The 19,501-nt window shown below is 39.5% G+C and carries 25 protein-coding genes; 18 read left to right on the top strand and 7 right to left on the bottom strand.

From position 1 onward, the window contains the following. The 3 genes from BMW36_RS10515 to BMW36_RS10505 form a co-directional block, all read left to right on the top strand. The coding region (locus tag BMW36_RS10515) for a nucleoside/nucleotide kinase family protein (RefSeq protein WP_483866642.1) at positions 1-477 on the top strand (477 nt) is incomplete at its 5' end. Continuing rightward, the gene (locus BMW36_RS10510; RefSeq protein ID WP_089740838.1) at positions 386-1,105 is read left to right on the top strand and encodes an AAA family ATPase; all 720 of its coding nucleotides are present in this window, start codon (positions 386-388) and stop codon (positions 1,103-1,105) included. The genes BMW36_RS10515 and BMW36_RS10510, both read left to right, overlap by 92 nt. Before the next feature lie 61 nt (positions 1,106-1,166). Next, positions 1,167-1,457: a TIGR04104 family putative zinc finger protein gene (locus tag BMW36_RS10505; protein WP_089740837.1), complete on the top strand. Its 291-nt coding sequence runs from the start codon at positions 1,167-1,169 to the stop codon at positions 1,455-1,457. 221 nt (positions 1,458-1,678) lie between these two features. On the opposite strand, the gene BMW36_RS10500 is transcribed toward BMW36_RS10505, so the two are convergent. Continuing rightward, positions 1,679-2,890: a hypothetical protein gene (locus BMW36_RS10500; RefSeq protein ID WP_089740836.1), complete on the bottom strand. Its 1,212-nt coding sequence runs from the start codon at positions 2,888-2,890 to the stop codon at positions 1,679-1,681. Between the two features lie 333 nt (positions 2,891-3,223). On the opposite strand from BMW36_RS10500, the gene BMW36_RS10495 reads away from it, so the two are divergent. The 4 genes from BMW36_RS10495 (at position 3,224) to BMW36_RS10480 (ending at position 6,044) form a co-directional block, all read left to right on the top strand. Then, on the top strand, positions 3,224-3,904 hold the full coding sequence (locus BMW36_RS10495) for a BMQ_0737 family morphogenetic spore coat protein (RefSeq protein ID WP_425431941.1): 681 nt from the start codon (positions 3,224-3,226) through the stop codon (positions 3,902-3,904). Positions 3,905-3,989: 85 nt separating this feature from the next. Continuing rightward, on the top strand, positions 3,990-4,547 hold the full coding sequence (locus BMW36_RS10490) for a hypothetical protein (RefSeq protein WP_089740835.1): 558 nt from the start codon (positions 3,990-3,992) through the stop codon (positions 4,545-4,547). After that, entirely contained in the window at positions 4,534-4,818 is a 285-nt protein-coding gene (locus tag BMW36_RS10485; RefSeq protein WP_089740834.1) for a hypothetical protein, read from the top strand. The genes BMW36_RS10490 and BMW36_RS10485 overlap by 14 nt, the downstream gene beginning before the upstream one ends. 2 nt (positions 4,819-4,820) lie before the next feature. Then, positions 4,821-6,044, top strand: a complete 1,224-nt coding sequence (locus tag BMW36_RS10480; RefSeq protein WP_089740833.1) for a surface carbohydrate biosynthesis protein — start codon at positions 4,821-4,823, stop codon at positions 6,042-6,044. Here the strand turns inward: BMW36_RS10480 and BMW36_RS20370 are convergent. Both BMW36_RS20370 and BMW36_RS10475 read right to left on the bottom strand, forming a co-directional pair. Further along, on the bottom strand, positions 6,041-6,178 hold the full coding sequence (locus BMW36_RS20370; RefSeq protein ID WP_175480418.1) for a hypothetical protein: 138 nt from the start codon (positions 6,176-6,178) through the stop codon (positions 6,041-6,043). The genes BMW36_RS10480 and BMW36_RS20370 overlap by 4 nt on opposite strands. A gap of 78 nt (positions 6,179-6,256) precedes the next feature. Then, entirely contained in the window at positions 6,257-6,559 is a 303-nt protein-coding gene (locus BMW36_RS10475) for a hypothetical protein (protein WP_089740832.1), read from the bottom strand. 143 nt (positions 6,560-6,702) lie between these two features. Between BMW36_RS10475 and BMW36_RS10470 the strand changes: the two genes are divergently transcribed. The 11 genes from BMW36_RS10470 to pseI all read left to right on the top strand — a co-directional run bounded on the left by BMW36_RS10470 (position 6,703) and on the right by pseI (position 17,801). Continuing rightward, complete coding sequence (locus BMW36_RS10470; protein ID WP_245711653.1) at positions 6,703-7,638, top strand: BMQ_0737 family morphogenetic spore coat protein; 936 nt, start codon at positions 6,703-6,705, stop codon at positions 7,636-7,638. A 133-nt stretch (positions 7,639-7,771) separates the two neighbouring features. Continuing rightward, a complete protein-coding gene (locus BMW36_RS10465) occupies positions 7,772-8,761 on the top strand; it encodes an SDR family NAD(P)-dependent oxidoreductase (protein ID WP_089740831.1) in 990 nt (329 codons plus the stop codon). 18 nt (positions 8,762-8,779) lie between these two features. Then, entirely contained in the window at positions 8,780-10,294 is a 1,515-nt protein-coding gene (locus BMW36_RS10460; RefSeq protein ID WP_175480417.1) for a hypothetical protein, read from the top strand. Between the two features lie 17 nt (positions 10,295-10,311). Further along, on the top strand, positions 10,312-11,742 hold the full coding sequence (locus BMW36_RS10455) for a hypothetical protein (protein WP_089740829.1): 1,431 nt from the start codon (positions 10,312-10,314) through the stop codon (positions 11,740-11,742). A 12-nt stretch (positions 11,743-11,754) separates the two neighbouring features. Beyond that, positions 11,755-12,357, top strand: a complete 603-nt coding sequence (locus BMW36_RS10450) for a class I SAM-dependent methyltransferase (protein ID WP_089740828.1) — start codon at positions 11,755-11,757, stop codon at positions 12,355-12,357. Positions 12,358-12,400: 43 nt separating this feature from the next. Then, the gene (locus tag BMW36_RS10445) at positions 12,401-13,345 is read left to right on the top strand and encodes a dTDP-glucose 4,6-dehydratase (protein WP_089740827.1); all 945 of its coding nucleotides are present in this window, start codon (positions 12,401-12,403) and stop codon (positions 13,343-13,345) included. A gap of 11 nt (positions 13,346-13,356) precedes the next feature. After that, the gene (pseC, locus tag BMW36_RS10440) at positions 13,357-14,511 is read left to right on the top strand and encodes a UDP-4-amino-4,6-dideoxy-N-acetyl-beta-L-altrosamine transaminase (RefSeq protein ID WP_089740826.1); all 1,155 of its coding nucleotides are present in this window, start codon (positions 13,357-13,359) and stop codon (positions 14,509-14,511) included. Next, positions 14,508-15,227, top strand: a complete 720-nt coding sequence (locus tag BMW36_RS10435) for a cytidylyltransferase domain-containing protein (RefSeq protein WP_089740825.1) — start codon at positions 14,508-14,510, stop codon at positions 15,225-15,227. The genes pseC and BMW36_RS10435 overlap by 4 nt, the downstream gene beginning before the upstream one ends. 5 nt (positions 15,228-15,232) lie before the next feature. Then, on the top strand, positions 15,233-16,252 hold the full coding sequence (pseG, locus tag BMW36_RS10430; protein WP_089740824.1) for a UDP-2,4-diacetamido-2,4,6-trideoxy-beta-L-altropyranose hydrolase: 1,020 nt from the start codon (positions 15,233-15,235) through the stop codon (positions 16,250-16,252). Further along, entirely contained in the window at positions 16,249-16,761 is a 513-nt protein-coding gene (gene pseH / locus BMW36_RS10425) for a UDP-4-amino-4,6-dideoxy-N-acetyl-beta-L-altrosamine N-acetyltransferase (RefSeq protein WP_089740823.1), read from the top strand. Before pseG ends, pseH begins: the two co-directional genes overlap by 4 nt. Beyond that, positions 16,761-17,801: a pseudaminic acid synthase gene (gene pseI, locus BMW36_RS10420; RefSeq protein WP_425431942.1), complete on the top strand. Its 1,041-nt coding sequence runs from the start codon at positions 16,761-16,763 to the stop codon at positions 17,799-17,801. Before pseH ends, pseI begins: the two co-directional genes overlap by 1 nt. A 111-nt stretch (positions 17,802-17,912) precedes the next feature. Here the strand turns inward: pseI and BMW36_RS10415 are convergent, their stop codons facing one another. The 4 genes from BMW36_RS10415 to BMW36_RS10400 all read right to left on the bottom strand — a co-directional run bounded on the left by BMW36_RS10415 (position 17,913) and on the right by BMW36_RS10400 (position 19,484). Next, positions 17,913-18,227: a DUF2680 domain-containing protein gene (locus BMW36_RS10415; protein WP_089740821.1), complete on the bottom strand. Its 315-nt coding sequence runs from the start codon at positions 18,225-18,227 to the stop codon at positions 17,913-17,915. Positions 18,228-18,289: 62 nt separating this feature from the next. Beyond that, on the bottom strand, positions 18,290-18,601 hold the full coding sequence (locus BMW36_RS10410; protein ID WP_089740820.1) for a hypothetical protein: 312 nt from the start codon (positions 18,599-18,601) through the stop codon (positions 18,290-18,292). Positions 18,602-18,732: 131 nt separating this feature from the next. Then, complete coding sequence (locus BMW36_RS10405; RefSeq protein ID WP_089740819.1) at positions 18,733-19,020, bottom strand: hypothetical protein; 288 nt, start codon at positions 19,018-19,020, stop codon at positions 18,733-18,735. Between the two features lie 149 nt (positions 19,021-19,169). Continuing rightward, entirely contained in the window at positions 19,170-19,484 is a 315-nt protein-coding gene (locus tag BMW36_RS10400) for a hypothetical protein (protein ID WP_089740818.1), read from the bottom strand. Between the last annotated feature and the right edge of the window lie 17 nt (positions 19,485-19,501).

Below are 19,501 nucleotides of genomic sequence, written 5' to 3'. Positions count from 1 at the left end.
CCAAGAAGCCCCCACTTCAAGCAACCCGTAAGGGTGGTAAGTGGTGGGAGTAGTTCACATAAAAAACTGACAGGTGATGCTCCATATATCGTATTAGATTATCCGCATGCCTATACACATAAACAAGTGGCGCATCTCATTGATTTCACTGTTTTCATTGATACACCACTTGATATTGCGATGGCTCGACGAATCTTAAGGGATTTCAGAAATCAACCCAATGAAATAATTACCGATATGGAAAATTACTTGGATGTAGGCAGGTTAGGATATTCAGCAATGCTTGCAACAATAAAGCAGGATAGTGATGTAGTAATTGACGGTATGTTATCCGTATCCGAAATTACATCAATAATTTTAAGAATATTGCAAGGAAGTGATTCGTTTGTTTTTAAGAAATATACAATTAGAAAGGGAGAAGATAGAGTCTTTTGGTTCCTATCCTTTTTCTATTCCGGTAATAAAAGATTTAGATGAAATAGAAATCACAGCACCTGTCACTTTTTTTATAGGAGAAAACGGGACAGGTAAATCGACTCTACTTGAAGCAATCGCTGATAAATGTGAGTTTAACACAGCTGGTGGAGGGAGAAATAATGTGTATGAGGTGGATGCTTCTGCTTCCGCATTAGGTGATTATATACGTCTTTCCTGGCTGCCAAAAGTAACAAATGGCTTTTTCTTACGGGCAGAATCTTTTTATCATTTCGCGACACATATTGACCAAATCGGAGGAGCGCATGCTTATGGTGGACGGTCTTTACACCATCAGTCACATGGTGAATCGTTTCTCTCATTGTTTCTTCACAGATTCCGGGGAAAAGCTATCTATTTATTGGATGAGCCGGAAGCAGCACTATCCCCTAATCGCCAATTTACCTTTTTACGTATCATACATGATTTAACGAGAAAGGAAGACTGCCAATTTATTATTGCAACACATTCACCCATTTTGCTAGGCTATCCAGATGCGGAAATTTTGTCGTTTGATGATGGAGAAATCAGGTCAGTTAACTATGAAGAAACCGATCACTACCGTGTGACGAAATATTTCCTGGAACACCGGGAGAAGTTTTTAGAGGATTTGTTTGCAGAAGAAGAATAAAGTGAGATGGTTAATTAATGAAAGCACAGTGATAGCGCTGTGGTAAATAAAGAGGGATCTTATGCCGATATGTCAACAATGCAACCATCAATGGACTTGGAGAGAGACGGTGAAGAGATTTTTCTCATTAACCAGTGAAGCCATTTGTCCAAACTGCCATAACAGACAGTATGTAACATCCAGATCAAGAAAAAAGCTTGGATTATTAAACTTTTTCCCACCTGTTGCCATTTTTGTTCCCTTAATTATAGGAGCCAAAATTTATGTATCGCTAAGTGTATTAGTATCAGAATTAATCCTAATGGTTTCATTTTTGCCGTACTTGATTGAACTTGAGAATGTAAAACAGTAAGTCTAAGAAGAAACACAGCAGTATAATTGTTTATCTAGCCTTATAATAAGATAATTATTTCTGGAGGGAAAACATTAGGGGAGGACAAACATGTTTAGTTCTTCTGACTGTGATGTTAGTAAATGTTCCCCTGAAAAGTTTATACCATTCTATTAAACATAAGGTGAAAATGGATAGATGCTTTGTCATAACTTTTATTCCTTATTTATAGAACACCTATATTACTTCGATTTTTTCCATAAGGATCTGGCAAATAACCAGGTTTTTCCTAGCGCACTTGTTGGTTCATCGTTTTTAACATCTTTCTCAAAGGTAGCTGGACCCGGTACACTTGGAGTTTCCTGCTTTGATTCTTCAGGCATTGAATCTGATGGTGCTTTAGTTTCCTCGTGTGTATGATGGGACGGTATCTTTGTTACATCAGTTGACTTAATCTCATTAGATGTATGATCGACTGGAGTTTTCTTTTCTTCTGTTATTGGTGCAGGAGTATACTCCTCATGTCCCTGATCATATTCCTGTGTATGGTCGTCTTCAGGAATTGCTGCTTTATCCTGTTTTTTCATTCCCTCGTCCTGTATAACTGTTTGTTGCTCTACTTTGTTCTCAACTGTTGAAATGTGCTCTTTCTCCTTCTCATCCTCTGAAATCTGTTTCTTCCCCACATTGAGGCTAGCAACATCTGTTGGCGACTCCTGATTAAGATGCAAGGATTGTGCTTTACTTTCCTCCACATTTTCCGACGCTGCTTGTTTCTTTTTCCTAGGTCTGCTAATTATATTTTTACTTCCATCGAGACGAGCACTGTAATATGTTTTTGTACCATGCTGGATAAAGATTGATTGCTGTTTATTATTGGAAGTACGGGTTGATCTGTTTGCATGTTGAACGGTATCTTGCTGCTGTTTGTTCGTTCTGCTTGTTTGGACTGAACCACCAAGCATATTTTGTAGCTGCCTGTATTCCGAACCGTGTGATCTCCGTTGCCTGCCCGCAGATACCGTATTTTTCAATTGACTTATTTCGTTTTTCTGTGAACCGATCTCCTGTTTCACTCTTGCTAAATCATGCTCTGCTTTTATCATCACCTTATCTACCTTTGATACCAGTTCCCGCATGCGAGCAGCACGGACTTCACCCTTAATTAAAGAAACGTCCTTTTTTAACTGGTTAATCGAATCATTAAGTGAGCGAATATGTGTGGTCCATTGCTGCTCCTCTTGTTCTTTACGTTTCATTTTACTTTCATAAGATTCTTCCATCATCTTCATTTCTCCTTTTAGCTTAACAAGTTCTTGCTGCAAACTGGAAATTACTGAAAGATTATCTTGCTGTTTGCTGGTGGTTAATTTGGAACCAGACTCTTTATATCTCGCTAGATCGCGTTTTAACTGACTAATCTCCTCTTCATTATAGAGCCTATATTGATACATAGTTATTCACCCTTTTTATAGCACATTAATATAATATTTGTGAAACATCAAATCGTGACAATTGTGCTATGTTTTTCGTCAAGAGCAGGCATTCATCATTCTAACGAAACGACTGTTTATGTCAGTGATAATTGCCCAGAATGTGCCTTGAAGGAAGTCTCCATTTATCGCTGGATTCATACAGTCATGCTTGTTGTGGTGGGGGAGCACTTTTAATAGTATGATATTCACCCATCTTCACAAATATCATGATATTTCCGCTCTTAAACTAAAACATTTTGGTGCATGTTGTCATAGGCTATATGGACATTAATCTTATTTGGAGGTGTTTGCATGATGCAAGCAAAGAATTTACCAGGAGGGCAGGAACTTCTGTGCATTAATACGGAAAAAGTATATGACTGGATTTTAAATGAAGCAACATTTGATCTAGCGTTAAACAATCTGGACTTACCATTAAATCCAGCAACAGGTGTCCAGTTAGAGTGTGATGATATTGATTTAGACACAGTAACTTGCGCTGTCGATCCTGCAGAAGTTGACCCAATTGTCGTTACAGGTCGTGAAAATCAGGTATTTAACATTGATGGGGAAGATGTAACACTACAAATCGTTAACATTCGTAAAAATTTTGATGTTACCATCTTTGTTAACTTAGTTGCAGCACTTGGAGGAACAAGAGTAGAAGTTGGAACTGTTCCTTTCACACGCTGTGAACAAGTAATCCTGTGTGCACCAACAGGAACAGATATTGACGTCACTTACACAGACCTTGACTGCTTTGTATGTACAGCAAGCTGTGATCCTGGAACAACAACAGAAATAGACGAATTGGATGTAACGGTGACAGTACGCCTTTGCCAAAGCATTAAATCAACTTTCCCTGTCACTTTAGAACTTGTTGCTGAATTCTGTCAGCCGCGTGACATTTTACCATTCCCGCCATGCCCGGCACCAACTATGCCAGCACAGTGCCCAGTGGTATTCCCGACAAACACAGGGAATAACGGATAAACAGACAACATAGGATAAAGAGAGGAGAGCTTCCTCTCTTTCTTTATTTTACCATCAATTAATTACGCTGGAAGAGGTGAGTATATTGTCACTTGAGCAGAAATTAGCGGAATGGCAGGAGATGCAAACAGCCTATTTGAAAAAAATTCGGGAACTGGTGGAAGGAATGAAATCATCATTACAAATAGTTCCTTATTTCACATACTCTCTTCAAGTTTCCCACCATTCCCATAAAGAAAATTACATTCTTGGGACCTTTCATGTTCAGAATGTAGGCCATCAGGCTGTCAACAATCCGATGATCTGTATTAAATTAACTCCACCGGAATTGTTCGAGTTTTCGGGTAAGTATGTATATCCAGATACGAAGCAGCCGATGCAATTAGCCAATGCCTGGGAGCGAATGAATGAGGCGGCGAACAAAGAAGAGTTCTGGCTAAGGCCTAAAAAGGAATCTATTGCCCCAGGAGAGACGATTTCTTTTTCGAATTTTCAGGTGAAATGGCTATCTGACACGACATATAATGGGTCGATTCAAGGTTTTGTCTATACGGATGAAATGAAAGAAGGACTCCATGCGGTCAATCAGATTCAGATAAATGGAACGATTGTGGAAGAGGAGGATTTCTATGAAGAAGAATAATTTCGACGGACTTGGCCGGCAATTAATTGCAAATTACTTAAAAAATTATGAAACTCAATTGGAAAAAAAAGATGGGGAGGGAAGCGGCAGTTTTGTTTTCCTTGATCATCAGACATTACAGATGATCCTTGCATACATGTTTGCACAGATGGAACAGGAGCAAACAGATACTTATGACACGTCAGAAATAGAATTACAGATAGAGCGGATCATTGCCCAACAGGAAGAGCAATTTAACGGAATCATCCGGATACTGGAAGAAAAGGTATAGCGATGAAGGAACGGTGGCTGTACCTGCCGATTGAAGTGAAGGTAAGAGAATGTGATGCAAAGCTGCTTCTGGCTTACCATGCAGTGAAAGATGACTACAATGTTGTAATTGGTGACCATCCCACAGTAGAAGAGATAGGGACAACGTATCCTGCAGGCATATTTTTTTCTAAAGGCGGTCCGCATGGATTCCGTAAAAGGGTGATTACCAGGGCAATGGAACACTCTCATAAAATCACAGAATTAGATGAAGAAGGGCTGATATTTGACAAGCAGCGCTACTTGCAGGACCGGATGCAAAAGCAAACACTGCAACTGGTAGATCAGGAATATTGCTGGGGCAAGCATCAATACGAGACAATAGTGCGGGCTTATCCGGATCTAAAACAAAAACTGCATATTACCGGGAATCCGCGATTTGACCTTTTAACCCCAACATACAGAAAGATATATGATCTGGAAAGACAGAAACTGAGGGAACGCTATGGTGAATTTCTGCTGGTTAACACAAGATTCTCCCAGTACAATACAGCAAAAGGCTTCAAGCAAACCATTCATTATAAACATATTGAAAAGCTATATTATTATTTTATTAAAATGATAAAAAAAGTTGCCAACTATTATCCGGACAGGACGATCATTATTAGACCGCATCCAGGTGAAAACTTTGCAAGCTACCGGAAGGAAATGAGTCTATTTTCCAATGTCCATGTAATTCATGAGGGGAATATTATTCCATGGATTTATGCAGCACAAGCAATTATTCATAATGGGTGTACTTCAGGGATTGAAGCCTTTTTACTCGACCAGCCGGTCATATCATACCTCCCGTTTGATACAAAGGAACCAGACATACCTAATCAATCCGGTCAAATGGCCACAACAGAAAAACAAGTAATTACATTAATCGGAAAAATCCTGAAGCAACAGCCACTTCCAAATCCCCCTGTCAGTCAATTGGACTATTTTACATGGTCTGCTGACAGTTATGCCTTTGATGCGATACTTTCATTATGTAACCGGATTTCGTTACCACCACCTGTTAATCAAATTTCTAAGAAACAAGCTGTTAGACGACAGCCATTCATAAAAAGAAGGAAAAGAAAATTTACTTTAACAGAAGAAGAAATACGTTCTTTCTTTCAAAAGGTAAATAAAGTGAACGAAACGGAATTATCCTGCACGATAAAAGGAATAGGTGCGAATGTCTTTCATATAGCACCTTAGCCTTTCATGCAGCAGCCGCCACCGCTTCGTTTAATGGTTGCTTTTCTTTTAATTGTGGAAGTAGTTAAAGTAATTGGTGCTTCTGTCTTTGCCCGGTCATTTTTTGTTTGTTGACGAATTTCTTTTGCTCTCAAAAAAATCAACTCCCTCAAGTTTGATAATCTATTATATTTTCTGGAGAATTGTATGCGTGGGCAGAAAGAGAAAACAGGCTAAAATAACTTGGCACTACTACTTGAGGGAATCGTATAAGAAGTACGTCTGGTTAATGCTTCACCTGTGTTCATTGAAGTGTTGGATTGAAAACGCAGCTGTTTTAATTGGTGAATTTGCTGGTTCTGTGCTTCTATGTCTTTTTTTACCATACTGAATTCTTCCTCCATTCTTTCCATAAATGGATCCAGTTTTCCTAATACATCCTCTGTATCCACCTCGTCCAGCGCTTCTCTTATCAATTGAATCTCTGATTTGATTTCTTCAATTGCCTGTATCATTTGATAAATTTTCTGTTCCATAACCATACTCCTTTCAGAAATACATTCACTGCTATCCTATTGAATTCGTCTAAAAAGTGTGAAAAAAGTATGAAGATGATTAACCATTTCTGGACTCTTGTCATAGGTTATTTGTGTAAGGAATTTGAATGGAGGTGTAGAAAGTGAAACAGTCTCACTATGTACCAGGTGGTCAGGAATTGCTTTGTATACAAACAGATAAAGTGTACGACTGGATTATTAATGAAGCAAGCTTTGACTTAAATGTAACAGGGCTTGACTTACCAATCAATCCGGTTACAGGTGTACAATTGGAATGTGCGGATATTGTTCCTGAATCAGCTACCTGTATTGTAGAGCCTGATGAAGTCCTGCCAATTGAAGTCACTGATCGCCGGGATCAATTTTTTCAAATTGATGATCAGGAAGCAACATTGCAGCTTATTACGATTCGCAAAAATTTTCAGGTAACACTGTTTGTTGATTTGATTCCGACACTCGGCGGTACAACAATTGAAGTGGGAACAGTGCCATTTACCCGTTGTGAACAAATTATCCTTTGCGCTCCGGAAGGAACTGATATAGTAGTAAATCATACGGATTTAAGCTGTTTTGTCTGTAATGTAGCTTGTGATCCCGGGACAACGACAGAGGTAGATGAGATAAATGCGACAGTAACTGTCCGTCTTTGTCAAAGCATTCAATCAACATATCCGGTAACAATTGAAGTGGTTGCAGAATTCTGTGAGCCAAGAGAAGCCATTTTCCCATTGCACACCTGTCCGCAACCTGTCATTCCGCCACAGTGTCCGGTGATTTTTCCGGTAATGGAAGAAGTGAGGGGTTTTCCGGAAAAGGAACCATTTGGAATACCCTATGAAAAACCGGTAAATGATTCTTATAAAAATTCAAGCGAGAAACAACAAGAAGATTACTATCAGAAGCTGGATGAGGAGTTAGAAGAAAAACGAGAAGAGCAATCTTTAAACAAGCAAACACCAGAAATTCGGTCAGATTCGTCAAAAAGTCTGTTTGAAGCAGTACAAAAATTAATAAATGCGGAGCAAGTCTCGCTTGAGTCTGATTCAGGAGAGGAATAATTATCCTCTCCGTTTTTTCTCATGCACAAAAAGGGCGAGATTCGTGGGCCGGGGTCTTTAACTCTTTTTCTTAAAACAAATATACATATACAGTACAACTAGAAAATCTAGTCATTAGAAAGAGGGAGCGACCGTGTACTTTCAAGGAAAAAAGATTTTAGTAATTGGCGGGACTGGGACAATCGGTACAAGCATTGTCCAGCAATTGCTGAAAGAGAGCCCTGATTTGATTCGAGTATTCAGCAGGGATGAATATAAACAACATCAGATGAAACTATCTTTTTCAAATGAAGAGAAATTACAATTTATGATTGGTGATGTCCGAGATTACGATCGTGTCCTTCAGGCAATGGAAACAATTGATTATGTCTTTCATGTTGCAGCAATGAAGCGAGTCGAAACAAGTGAAGAAAATCCGCTGGAAGCTGTAAAAACAAACATCCTTGGCACACAAAATGTAATGAAAGCAGCAGCTGACCAGCTTGTAAAAAAGGTTGTGTTTACAAGCACGGACAAAGCTATTTCACCAACCAATACCTATGGTGCAACGAAATTGATTGCCGAACGGATGATTGCAGCAAATAATTTTGAGCAGTCGACCGTTATTGCCAGTGTTCGCTTCGGAAATGTGATGGGGTCACGAGGATCTGTCATTCCGCTGTTTAAAGAGCAAATTTTGAAACAGAAAAAAATAACGGTAACGGATTTGCAGATGACTCGGTTTATGATGACATTACAGCAGGCAACAGACTTAACCATCCATGCACTAAAAGAAGCGAAAGGCGGGGAGATATTTGTGTTAAAGATGCCTGTCGTAAATCTTGGTGAGCTGGCTGACGTATTAATAGAAACAACCTGTGAAAAGCACGGCATTGACAAATCAACCATCGGCATCGAGGTAACAGGGTTACGACCTGGTGAGAAAATGTATGAGGAACTCATGACGATAGATGAATCACAATTCGCATGGGAATTGCCGGAAATGTTCATCATTCCCAATAATAAATCGACCGTTTACGAGAATGCGACAAGAGCTGCACAATCAACCTACAGCTCTTCCAGTCAGGCCTCCATCAGCTGCAGTGAATTAAAACAGATGTTGAGTAAAGCACAATTAATATAAAAGAAAGGCAAGGAGATAATGATGGATACGTTTCAAAAAAATTACTGGTCGATGTATCTTGATTTCATTCGAGATTTCGAAGGAATTATTTACCGTGGCTACTCTTTACCTTACTTTTGTCATTTGCCAAGTTATATTTTACCGAATACAGCCATTATGCAGGCATTAAAAAAAACGGAATACAGTAACAACCTGACCAGCCATGTGGGGACACAAAAAGAATTTCAGCAAGTATTCAATCAATTTGTGCAGTCCCATACCATCCAGCGAAGCCAGAAGCCTAAAGGCAAAGTTGTGATCCATCTGGATAAGCTGCTGCGATTTCCTGCTGCCATGATGAATCAACTGGATCAGAAGCGGACGATTTTGTTATCGAATGGGAAGCTGACAGGTCAGCAGACGACAGTGTCCAATCGTGTAAAACGGGCAAGAAAACATGCTACTGCTGTTCCGATTGCCAATACCATCACAGTTAATCAGACTAAAGTAAAAAATAATCATCCTGTGAATTACAAAATGGCCAATAAGATGGTAACACTATCTTTGGAAAATTACGGGAGAGATATTGGCAAAGATATTTCCCTTGTTCAAAAGCAGGCGAAAAAACTGCTGGATAAATATAGGGATCATCACCTATATAGTCACAATGCATTCAGAAAATGGCTGTTAAACAATATCAAAGTAGTAATGCTGCAAATTGATGCAACACAGAAATTTTTAAAGCATATTGCCGTTTCCTGTGTGGTTGTCTCAACAACACATAGTTATGTTAACAGGATACTGGCAGTTGTGGCAGCATCAAAAGGTATTCCGTCCATCTGTATGCAGCATGGAATTATCGCAAGTGAATTGGGATATCTGCCTAAGATTGCGACAGTTGATGCGGTGTACGGCAAGTATGAAAGAGACTGGTTTCTCAACAATGGAGCACCGAAAGGATCTGTTGAGGTTATCGGTCATCCCAGGTTTGATCAAATTTCACAGAAATCGAAAGTGAACCGGACCATTTTCCAGCGAAAACTTGGACTGAACCCAAAACGGAAAACTGTCATGATTGCCGTAAGAGGCAGGGAAGATGTAGAGCAATGGCGCAGGCTGATTCTGACCCTTTCAAAAAAAATACCATTAAATATTGTCATTAAAAATTATCCCAGCAGATCACCGCATGAACTGACAAAAGTATTCCCTCATGTCCATTCTACACAGAATTATCACTTATATGATATTTTCGCTAATGTAGATGCCGTAATATCCTATCCGTCAACAGTGGGATTGGAGGCAATGATTAGTAATAAACCTGTCTTTATTTTAGATAAAAATGTGAACGGCAATACAGCGTATTATCAAAAACTGGACCATTTAATGAAGAAAAACACGAAAGAACTGGCTAACCAGGTGATCAATTATTTCACCAAGCCGTCTGCGAAGAAGCTGGGTGATGCGAAAAGGCAGGCCTTTCTGCAGCAGGCATATATGACAGAGAAAAGATCGATGGATCGGTTAATTGTCCTTATCAACCGTTTGACTAAATAAGGGAGGAGGAAAAGAGGATGAACACATATACGCAAAATTACTGGTCATTCTATATGAATTATCTCAAAGATTTCGAATCATTGGAGTACAAAGGTTATAAGCTATCCTACCTGATCCATTTTCCGAGTCTCGTCAGAAAGCATAAGGAATTCTGGGCAAGACTTTCCGATCCGGAGTTTTCCAAAATAGTCAAAAAGCAATTCAGCGCAAAAGAAGTGCAGCAGGATTTTAACAGGTATATTCGTTCATTAAAGCCGACAAGAATATCAGGATCTAAATATGGCAAGACAGTATTTATAGCTGATCGATTACTTCGTTTTCCGAAAGAGACTTTTACTAAATATTTTCCAAGAAAAGAGACAATGGTTGTGATTACAAGTAATAAAAGTGATAAGAGTCAGCTGGAAAGAGATAATGCGGCATATTATGAAAGAATGGGGATGCCTTTTCAGTATTTATCGAAGTATAAACGCAAAGTTCATGGTTCCAGAACACAGATCATGCTGCAATTAGATCGGTTATTTAAAAAATATAAAACAAACTTTATCTACCGTGATGAAATGTTTCAAAATACGTTTCGTGTCAAAATTGATGCAACGATTAAGTTGCTTGAAATGGCAGAGCATTTGATCGATGCTGAACCAATTGGCTGCTTTGTTATTTCAAGCCCTAATCACTATGGCAGGGTTGTGGCGTTTGCTGCTGCAAAAAAAGGTATCCCTACCGTCTGCATGCAGCATGGCATTATTGGCAACGAATTAGGTTATATCCCGAAAGTTGCTACAGTTGATGCCCTTTATGGCCAATTTGATGTGGACTGGTATCTTCAAAGAGGAGCAAAACCGGGATCACTGGCAATTATCGGTCATCCCCGCTTTGACCAGGCTTTGAAAAAAGCTAAATATTCAAGAAGCAGATTTGCCCAGCTATTAGGGATTGATAAAAGCAAAAAAACGTTACTGCTCATTGTAAGGGAAAGTCGGAATCTGAAAAAATGGCAGCAATTGATTCAGCAGATTAGTAAACAACTAAATGTCAATATTCTTTTGCGTGATTTTGAGAATGATAAGGTGCATCCACTGATGAAGCAATTTCCGGAAATACGATCAACAAAATCGATGCAATTATATGATTTGCTTCCAAGGGTGGATGCAGTAGTTTCCTATACTTCCACTGTGGCACTTGAGGCCATGTTAGTAGGCACACCCTGTTATATTATGCATTCCACCATTCCTGGCTACTCGGGATATTATGATTCTCTCAGCCCTTTTATCCAGAAGGACCCTGTCCCGCTGTCAAAATTAATTATCCGTTTTTTTGAAGACGGAAAACAGAGGCAATATGCAGAGGCAAAGCGGAAAAAATTTCTGTCATATGCTTACCCGCAAGGTGTTCCATCAGGGAAAAAGCTGAAGAAATTAATCGATCGATTAAAACAGCAGAAGTAAGGAGTAGGATGAATGAAGAATGAGAAAAAATCAGTTGAAGAGGTTCATAATTACTGGATTCGTAAAAGCTCACCAGAAGCTTATCTGATCCACAGGGAGAGAAGTGAATTTCTGCTTCCATATATTCGAAAATATGCTAACACAGATAATTCTATTCTGGAGATAGGCTGTAATGCAGGAAGAAACCTGCAGACATTATTCGAAAATGATTTTAAAAGACTGGCAGGGATTGAGATAAGTAAACAGGCAGTTGAGAAACTTAAAAAAACTTATCCTGCTTTGGCTGCCCAATCAGACGTTATTCATTCTCCGGTAGAAGAGTGGATTAAACAAGTACCATCAGGTCATTTCGATCTTGTCTTTACAATGGCCGTACTGGAGCATATTCATCCAGACAGTGAATGGGTTTTTGAAGAAATTGCAAGAATCAGCAGGAAGCATATTTTAACAATTGAAGATGAGAATACAACGAACTGGCGCTTGTTTCCAAGGAATTATCAAAAAATATTTGAGCAGTTCGGTTATCAACAAGTGGAAGAAAAGGACTGCAAAAAGGCAGACCTTGAGAAATATCGTCTGCGGATTTTCGAAAGAATAGGACGTGCTTCTTCCTAATAAGCTAATAAAAATCAATTAATCTAAGAAAGGATGAAAGTTATTGAACATTCTTGTTACAGGTGGTGCAGGTTTTATTGGAAGGTGGGTTGTCAAACGTTTACTTGATGATAACCATCTTGTCTGGGTATTAGATGATTTATCGAATGGCAGAAAAGAGAATTTAGTAGAATTTGAGTCAAATCCAAACTTTCAAGGCTTAACAATTGGGGATATCAAAGACCAGTCCCTGCTTGAAAGGCTTTTTACAAATGACTTTTCGATTTGCTATCACTTGGGAGCAAGTATTAATGTTCAGGATAGTATTGATGAACCTGAAACAACTTTTGCGAATGATGTGACAGGTACCTTTCAAGTTTTGGAACAATGCCGCAAACATCAGGTTAAACACGTATTTATGAGCACATGTATGGTTTACGAACGTGCTTATGATGAAGAGGGAATCAGTGAAGAGAATCCTGTCAAGCCAGCTTCACCATATGCTGGTGCAAAACTGGCAGCAGAAAATATGGTTATGTCCTATTATTATGCTTATGACCTGCCTGTAACAGTTATTCGCCCATTTAACACATATGGACCTTTCCAGAAAACGGGTGGAGAAGGCGGAGTTGTAGCAATATTTATTAAAAATAAATTAGCAGGAAAAAACCTGTCGATCTATGGTGACGGAACCCAAACAAGAGATTTACTGTATGTGGAAGACTGTGCGCGGTTTGTTGTCGAGACTGGCTATTCAGATCATGCCAACGGTCAAATAATCAATGCAGGACTTGGCAAAGACATATCAATTAATGATTTGGCGCAATTAATTGTTCAGGATAAACAGCGAATCAGACATGTGGAGCATATCCATCCGCAAAGCGAAATTCCAAAGTTGTTATGTAATTTTTCCAAAGCAAAACAATTATTGAACTGGGAACCAACCTACAGTCTGGAAGAGGGGATCCGGGAAACGGAAAAATGGATCGCTTCTACCGACTTAATGTAAGGAAGATTCTTATGCCTAAACGAGAGAGCTTTTTACCATATGGAAAACAGTGGCTGGATGAGGCGGACATTCAGAAAGTATTTCAAGTACTGGAAAGTGACTGGCTGACAACAGGTCCGATGATTCCGGAATTTGAACAAAAGGCAGCAGAGTATGTTGGGGCGAAGTATGCTGTAGCATTTTCAAGTGGTACAGCAGCATTACATGGGGCATGTTTTGCTGCCGGGATTACTAAGGGGGATGAAGTAATTACAACACCGATGACCTTTGCTGCTACGAGCAATGCGGTGTTATATCAGGGAGCAATACCGGTATTTGCAGATATTGATCCAGCTACGTACAATCTATCTCCTGATACTGTCGAAAGTTCGATTTCTGAGAAAACAAAAGCAATTATTGCTGTGGATTTTACCGGTCAGCCTGCAGACTATGATGCCATAAATGATATTGCCAAAAAGCATCATTTACCGGTGATTGCAGATGCAGCTCATAGCCTTGGTGCCACATACAAAGGAAAAAAAGCCGGCACATTAGCAGATATGACGATGTTCAGCTTTCATCCTGTCAAGCATATTACAACTGGAGAGGGCGGAATGATCACTACAGACGACCCGGTTTATTATCAGAGACTGCGGGATTTCCGGTCACACGGCATTACACGTGATCCATCAAGATTAGCTAAGACAGATGAACCGTGGTATTACGAAATGCACTCATTAGGATTTAATTACAGAATGACAGATATTCAGGCAGGGTTAGGTATTAGCCAGCTGGAAAAATTAGATCATTTTCTTGATAAAAGAAGGCAATATGCCAACAAATATACTTCCACTTTCGCATCCGATCCACTCATCACACCACCATATCAGCATCCTGATACCAATTCAAGCTGGCATTTATATGTGCTGAAACTTGATCAGTCTCTAGACAGAAAAGAGATTTTCAACAAACTGCATGCCGAAAACATTGGTGTCAATGTGCACTATATTCCCGTTTATCTTCACCCGTATTATCAGCGGTTAGGCTATCGAAAAGGTCTCTGTCCAGAGGCAGAAAAGCTATACGAAAAGATGATTACTTTACCGCTTTTTCCGAAGATGAGCGAAAAAGATGTGGGTGATGTGATAAAAATCGTTACATCATTGACAGGCGGGATAACAAAATGAGAGTTGTTGCCATTATACAAGCACGCATGGGTTCGTCTAGATTACCAGGCAAAGTGATGAGAAAAGTGCTAGGTAAACCGCTTATCGCCTATCAGCTGGAAAGAGTCCGTCGTGCAGCAAATATTGATGAAATCATGATAGCTACTACGACAGAAAAAAATGATGATCCGATTGTGACATTCTGTGAAGAAGAAAAAGTGCCATATTACCGCGGTTCGGAGCATGATGTTCTTTCCCGGTATTATCATGCGGCCCGCTCTGCGGGTGCAAACGTGATTGTCAGGCTTACATCAGATTGTCCGCTGATTGATCCGGCAGTCATTGAAAAAATAGCAGGTGCATATTCTGGATCATCAGCATATGTATCCAATGTGGTAAAACGAACATTCCCGCGCGGAATGGACGTCGAAGTTTTTTCAATGGAATTGCTTGAAATGATGTATCATGAAGCAACATCGGAAAGAGACCGGGAGCATGTTACCACATTTATCCGCGAGCAGCCTGACCGCTTCCAATTATGCGATATAACAAACGGCACCGACTATAGTAAATACCGCTTAACCGTTGATACAATCGAAGACTTCACCGTTATCAGAAAAATTATTGAATATTTATACCCATCCAACCCTTCCTTTACTCTGGATGATGTCATTAATTTATTAAACAGGCATCCGGATTTACTAAAAATTAATGCACACATTGAACAGAAAAGGTGAGGAAAATGCAAGTGATTTTTCGGACAGATGCATCAACAGAAATCGGAACAGGACATGTGATGCGATGTCTTGTTTTAGCGAATGACTTAAGAAAATTTGGAGCAAAGGTTGCATTCATCTGCCGTAAGCTCCCCGGCAATTTTTTTTCAAAGATAACAGAGGCGGGCTTTCCTGTCTTCGAAGTGGGGGACGACAAACATGCGGCAGAGACACGTCAGCTTCTCCAATCGTGCGAAAAAACAGATTGGCTGATTGTCGATCACTATGAGCTTGATTATCTGTGGGAAGAAGAAGTGAAGCCATTCGTTAAAAATATGATGGTGATTGATGACCTAGCCAATCGACGTCACGACTGTGATGTATTACTTGATCAAAATCATGTAGCCAATAGGATGAATCGGTATGACCAGCTAGTTCCTGAAGATGCGGTACAATTACTCGGTGTTCAGTATTTATTATTACGGAATGAATTTCGGCAAACAGCACCTATTGTTAAACAAAATCAGTCAGTTCGTAATGTACTGATCTCATTTGGCGGCAGTGATCCGACAAATGAAACGATGAAAGCTCTCACCGCTGCAGCTAGCATACCTGACATTAAAGTGGATGTGGTGATTGGAAAAGCAAATCCACATGTTAGGGAAGTGAAAGCATTTTGCCATTACAAACCTTTTTTTCATTTACACCATAACATTGATTATGTAGCGGAATTAATGGCAAAGGCAGACATTGCCATTGGTGCAGGGGGAACGACTACATGGGAAAGAATCTATATGCTGCTGCCAACATTAACAGTAGAAACAGCGGCAAATCAAGCCGAGATTTTAGCAATGGTTGCGAAAGAAGGCCTTGTATGTCATTTAGGAAAATCCGAACAGGTAACTGCTGAAACAATTTCTGATCAGCTTTTAACATTTATTTCTGAGCCTTGCAGGTTAACAGAAATAAGAAAGAAGGCAGCATCATTTCGGAAACAGATGGATCCATTAGCTGTAGCGAGATTTATTATGAAAGGCGGGGAATGATGGTATTATATCCATTAACAGAAGCCTATTTATCACTTGTATTAAAGTGGCGTAATGCAGATCATGTACGTTTGTTTATGTATAACGATGAGCTGATCAGTCTGGAAGAACATCAAGCGTGGTTTGATAAAATTTCCAATGATCCTGCTCGTCGTGTTTTCTTGTATTTTGAAAACGACCTTCCACTCGGCCTTGTGCAGATTTCCGATATTCACCAGCAAAATAAGCGGTGCTACTGGGGATTTTATATTGGGGAAAAGGATGCGCCAAAAGGTTCTGGAACGCGGATGGGAAGGCTGGCTATAGAGAAGATGTTTACAGAGCTGAAACTGAATAAAATTTGTGCAGAAGTAATCGCAACAAATGAGGTAAGTCTGCATTTTCATGAGAAACTCGGTTTTAAACGGGAAGGGTTGTTTCAACAGCATATCAGAAAAGGCAGTGACTATCTGGATGTGATACCAATGGCGCTGTTTCGTGAAAATTGGCTGAAAGGGGGAGAGCAATGATGAAGATTGGAGATATCCATATTGGCAGTGATCATCCACCGTTTATTATTGCGGAAATGTCAGGCAATCATAATCAATCATTAAATAAAGCGTTGGAAATTGTAGAAGCGGCAGCGGAAGCAGGTGCCCATGCATTGAAAATCCAGACATATAAGGCAGATACGATGACACTTAATCAAACGAACCAGCAGTTTGTTATCAGTGATAAGGAAAGTCTCTGGAAGAACCAGTCTTTATACAAATTATATGAAAAGGCACATACTCCGTGGGAATGGCATGATGCCATATTTTCTCGCTGTAAGGAGCTCGGAATGATTGGTTTCAGCTCACCTTTTGACGAAACAGCAGTGGATTTCCTTGAAACATTGAATGTACCATGTTATAAAATTGCTTCATTTGAATGCACAGATATTCCACTTATACGCAAAGTAGCAGCACTGAATAAACCGATGATTATTTCTACAGGAATGTGTACGGCAGCAGAAATTGATGAAACTGTAAGAGCTGCAAGGGATGCAGGGTGTGAGAATATCGTTTTATTAAAATGCACGAGCACCTATCCGGCAACACCGGAAAATACAAATATACGGACAATTCCGAATATGCGGGAAATATGGGGCTGTGAAATTGGTTTGTCTGACCATACAATGGGAACAGGAGTAGCTGTAGCAAGCGTTGCATTAGGTGCCACTGTTATTGAAAAGCATGTAACAATGTCAAGGGCAGAAGGAGGGGTTGATGCTGCATTCTCCTTAGAACCGGACGAACTGGCTCAGTTAGTTACAGAAACGAAGCGGGCATGGCACGGGTTGGGGAAAGTCCATTACGGCACAACAGAAGCAGAAGGAGCATCAATGAAATACCGCAGATCCTTGTATGTTGCCAAAGATATGAAAAAAGGAGAGCATTTCACAAAAGAAAATCTGCGTGTCATCCGTCCTGGTTACGGACTCCCGCCGAAATACTACGATATCTTACTCGGAAAACAAGTTAATCAGGATATCGCAAGCGGAACACCTGTAAAATGGGAGATGATTTGATCTTTATAAGTTAAAAAGGCCGAACGTTGAGCCGAATAATTACATTCGGATTCGTTCGGCCTTTTTTGTTTTTAACAGAGCAGTGATGCCTCCAGGGAGCAGAGTCTCACTTTATTCTGATTGATGCTGCTTTGAATGATGCGGCTTTCGTTCCCAGTTTGGAATATAGCCGTTTTTTTCAAGTTTGTCATATTTAGCTTTCACATGTTCGATCATTTTGTCAGCTTTTGCTTCGGAATATACACCATACTCTACATACTTGTTAATGATCGCCACTTTTTGATTCATAGCCTCATTGTGCATTTTCGAAATTTCCTGTTTTTGTTCATCTGTAAGCATAACATTCTCGTTCGTTTCAGCAGAGAATGCAGAAGCAAATACGAATGATATCACAGTTATTGCTGCAGCAAAAATCAGTTTTCTCATGATTATCACACTCCATTCTTTTTCCTTAGAGTGTGAAGATTGCTTCCTGTTTATTCATCATATTATTTTAAATCCTGCATTGCCTTTTTAAATTCATTTCTGTTATCTACAATCACTTTATCCAGCTTTTGCAGTAATTGATTGAATTGGGAATTATCTAACTGATCTTTCATAAAATACTGATAGAAAAGCATAAAGGCATAAGCGATCCCTGTATTATCCACATATACTATTCCATTTCCGCTTTGTTTTACACTGGAGTTACCATTTTCATTAATAATTTCTGCTTGCCAAAATTCCTTAAAATACTTATCCAAAGATTCTTTTACCATTTGATCAACAGTATTTCTTAAGTTCTGTTCGGTTTGTTCCATTATTATCTCCTTTCAACTTACAATATATTGGTACTATATGTAACGGAAGTCTATTCAGTCTGTTCGTTTTCCCTAGTATTATAAAAAAACAGGATCAGAGCATAATGCCTGATCCTGTTCTCACGCTACAATTATTCTTCTAATTCAGACTCAGATTCTGAGAAAGCTTTTGAGTTACCGCTATATTTAACGAACGAGTTTCCGTTGAAGACAGCGACGCGTGTTTTGTTAGTACCTTCTACTTCACCTTCTACTTCACCTTCCACTTCGCCCTCAATTTCACTGTCTACTTCAGCTTCAGATTTACTTTTAGATTTCGCTTTTGCTTCAGCCTCTAATTCATATTTTCTAATTTCTTCCGCAACAATAATCGCAAAATCCTCTAAGCTGAATGTTCCGTTTTTACCATCTTTACTCATCTTCATTCCTCCTGTTTTCTGATACACCATTTTATCTCATTGCTAATCGTGAGTGAGTCCATAGTGGAGCATGGTCCCACTCTTTTTCGCTAGTTCATGCAGGGGATGGCTGAATAATAAGCCACAACACCATTTTTCAGGATAAACACTTAATATTTGTGTTTACCTTTCCCTTCATCATCTTCCAATTCTGATTCAGACTCTGCAAAAGATCTGGAATTCCCGCTGTGTTTGATGAACGAGTTTCCATTAAATGCTTTCACATACGTTTTGTTTGTTCCTTCCACTTCACCCTCAACTTCGCCTTCCACTTCACCTTCGATCTCGCTGTCTACTTCAGCTTCTGATCTGCTTTTCGCTTTTGCTTTCGCTTCAGCTTCAAGGTGATACTTACTGATTTCTTTTGCTAAAATAATTGCAAAGTCTTCTACTCTGAATAAACCGTTATTTTCGTTAGTTCCCATTTCAATTCCTCCTTTCA

Source organism: Gracilibacillus ureilyticus, from assembly GCF_900111195.1.
GTDB classification, from domain to species: Bacteria; Bacillota; Bacilli; order Bacillales; family Amphibacillaceae; genus Gracilibacillus; species Gracilibacillus ureilyticus.
The sequence above is the reverse complement of the archived record's forward strand: the minus strand, read 5'-3'. Positions and strand labels throughout refer to the sequence as shown.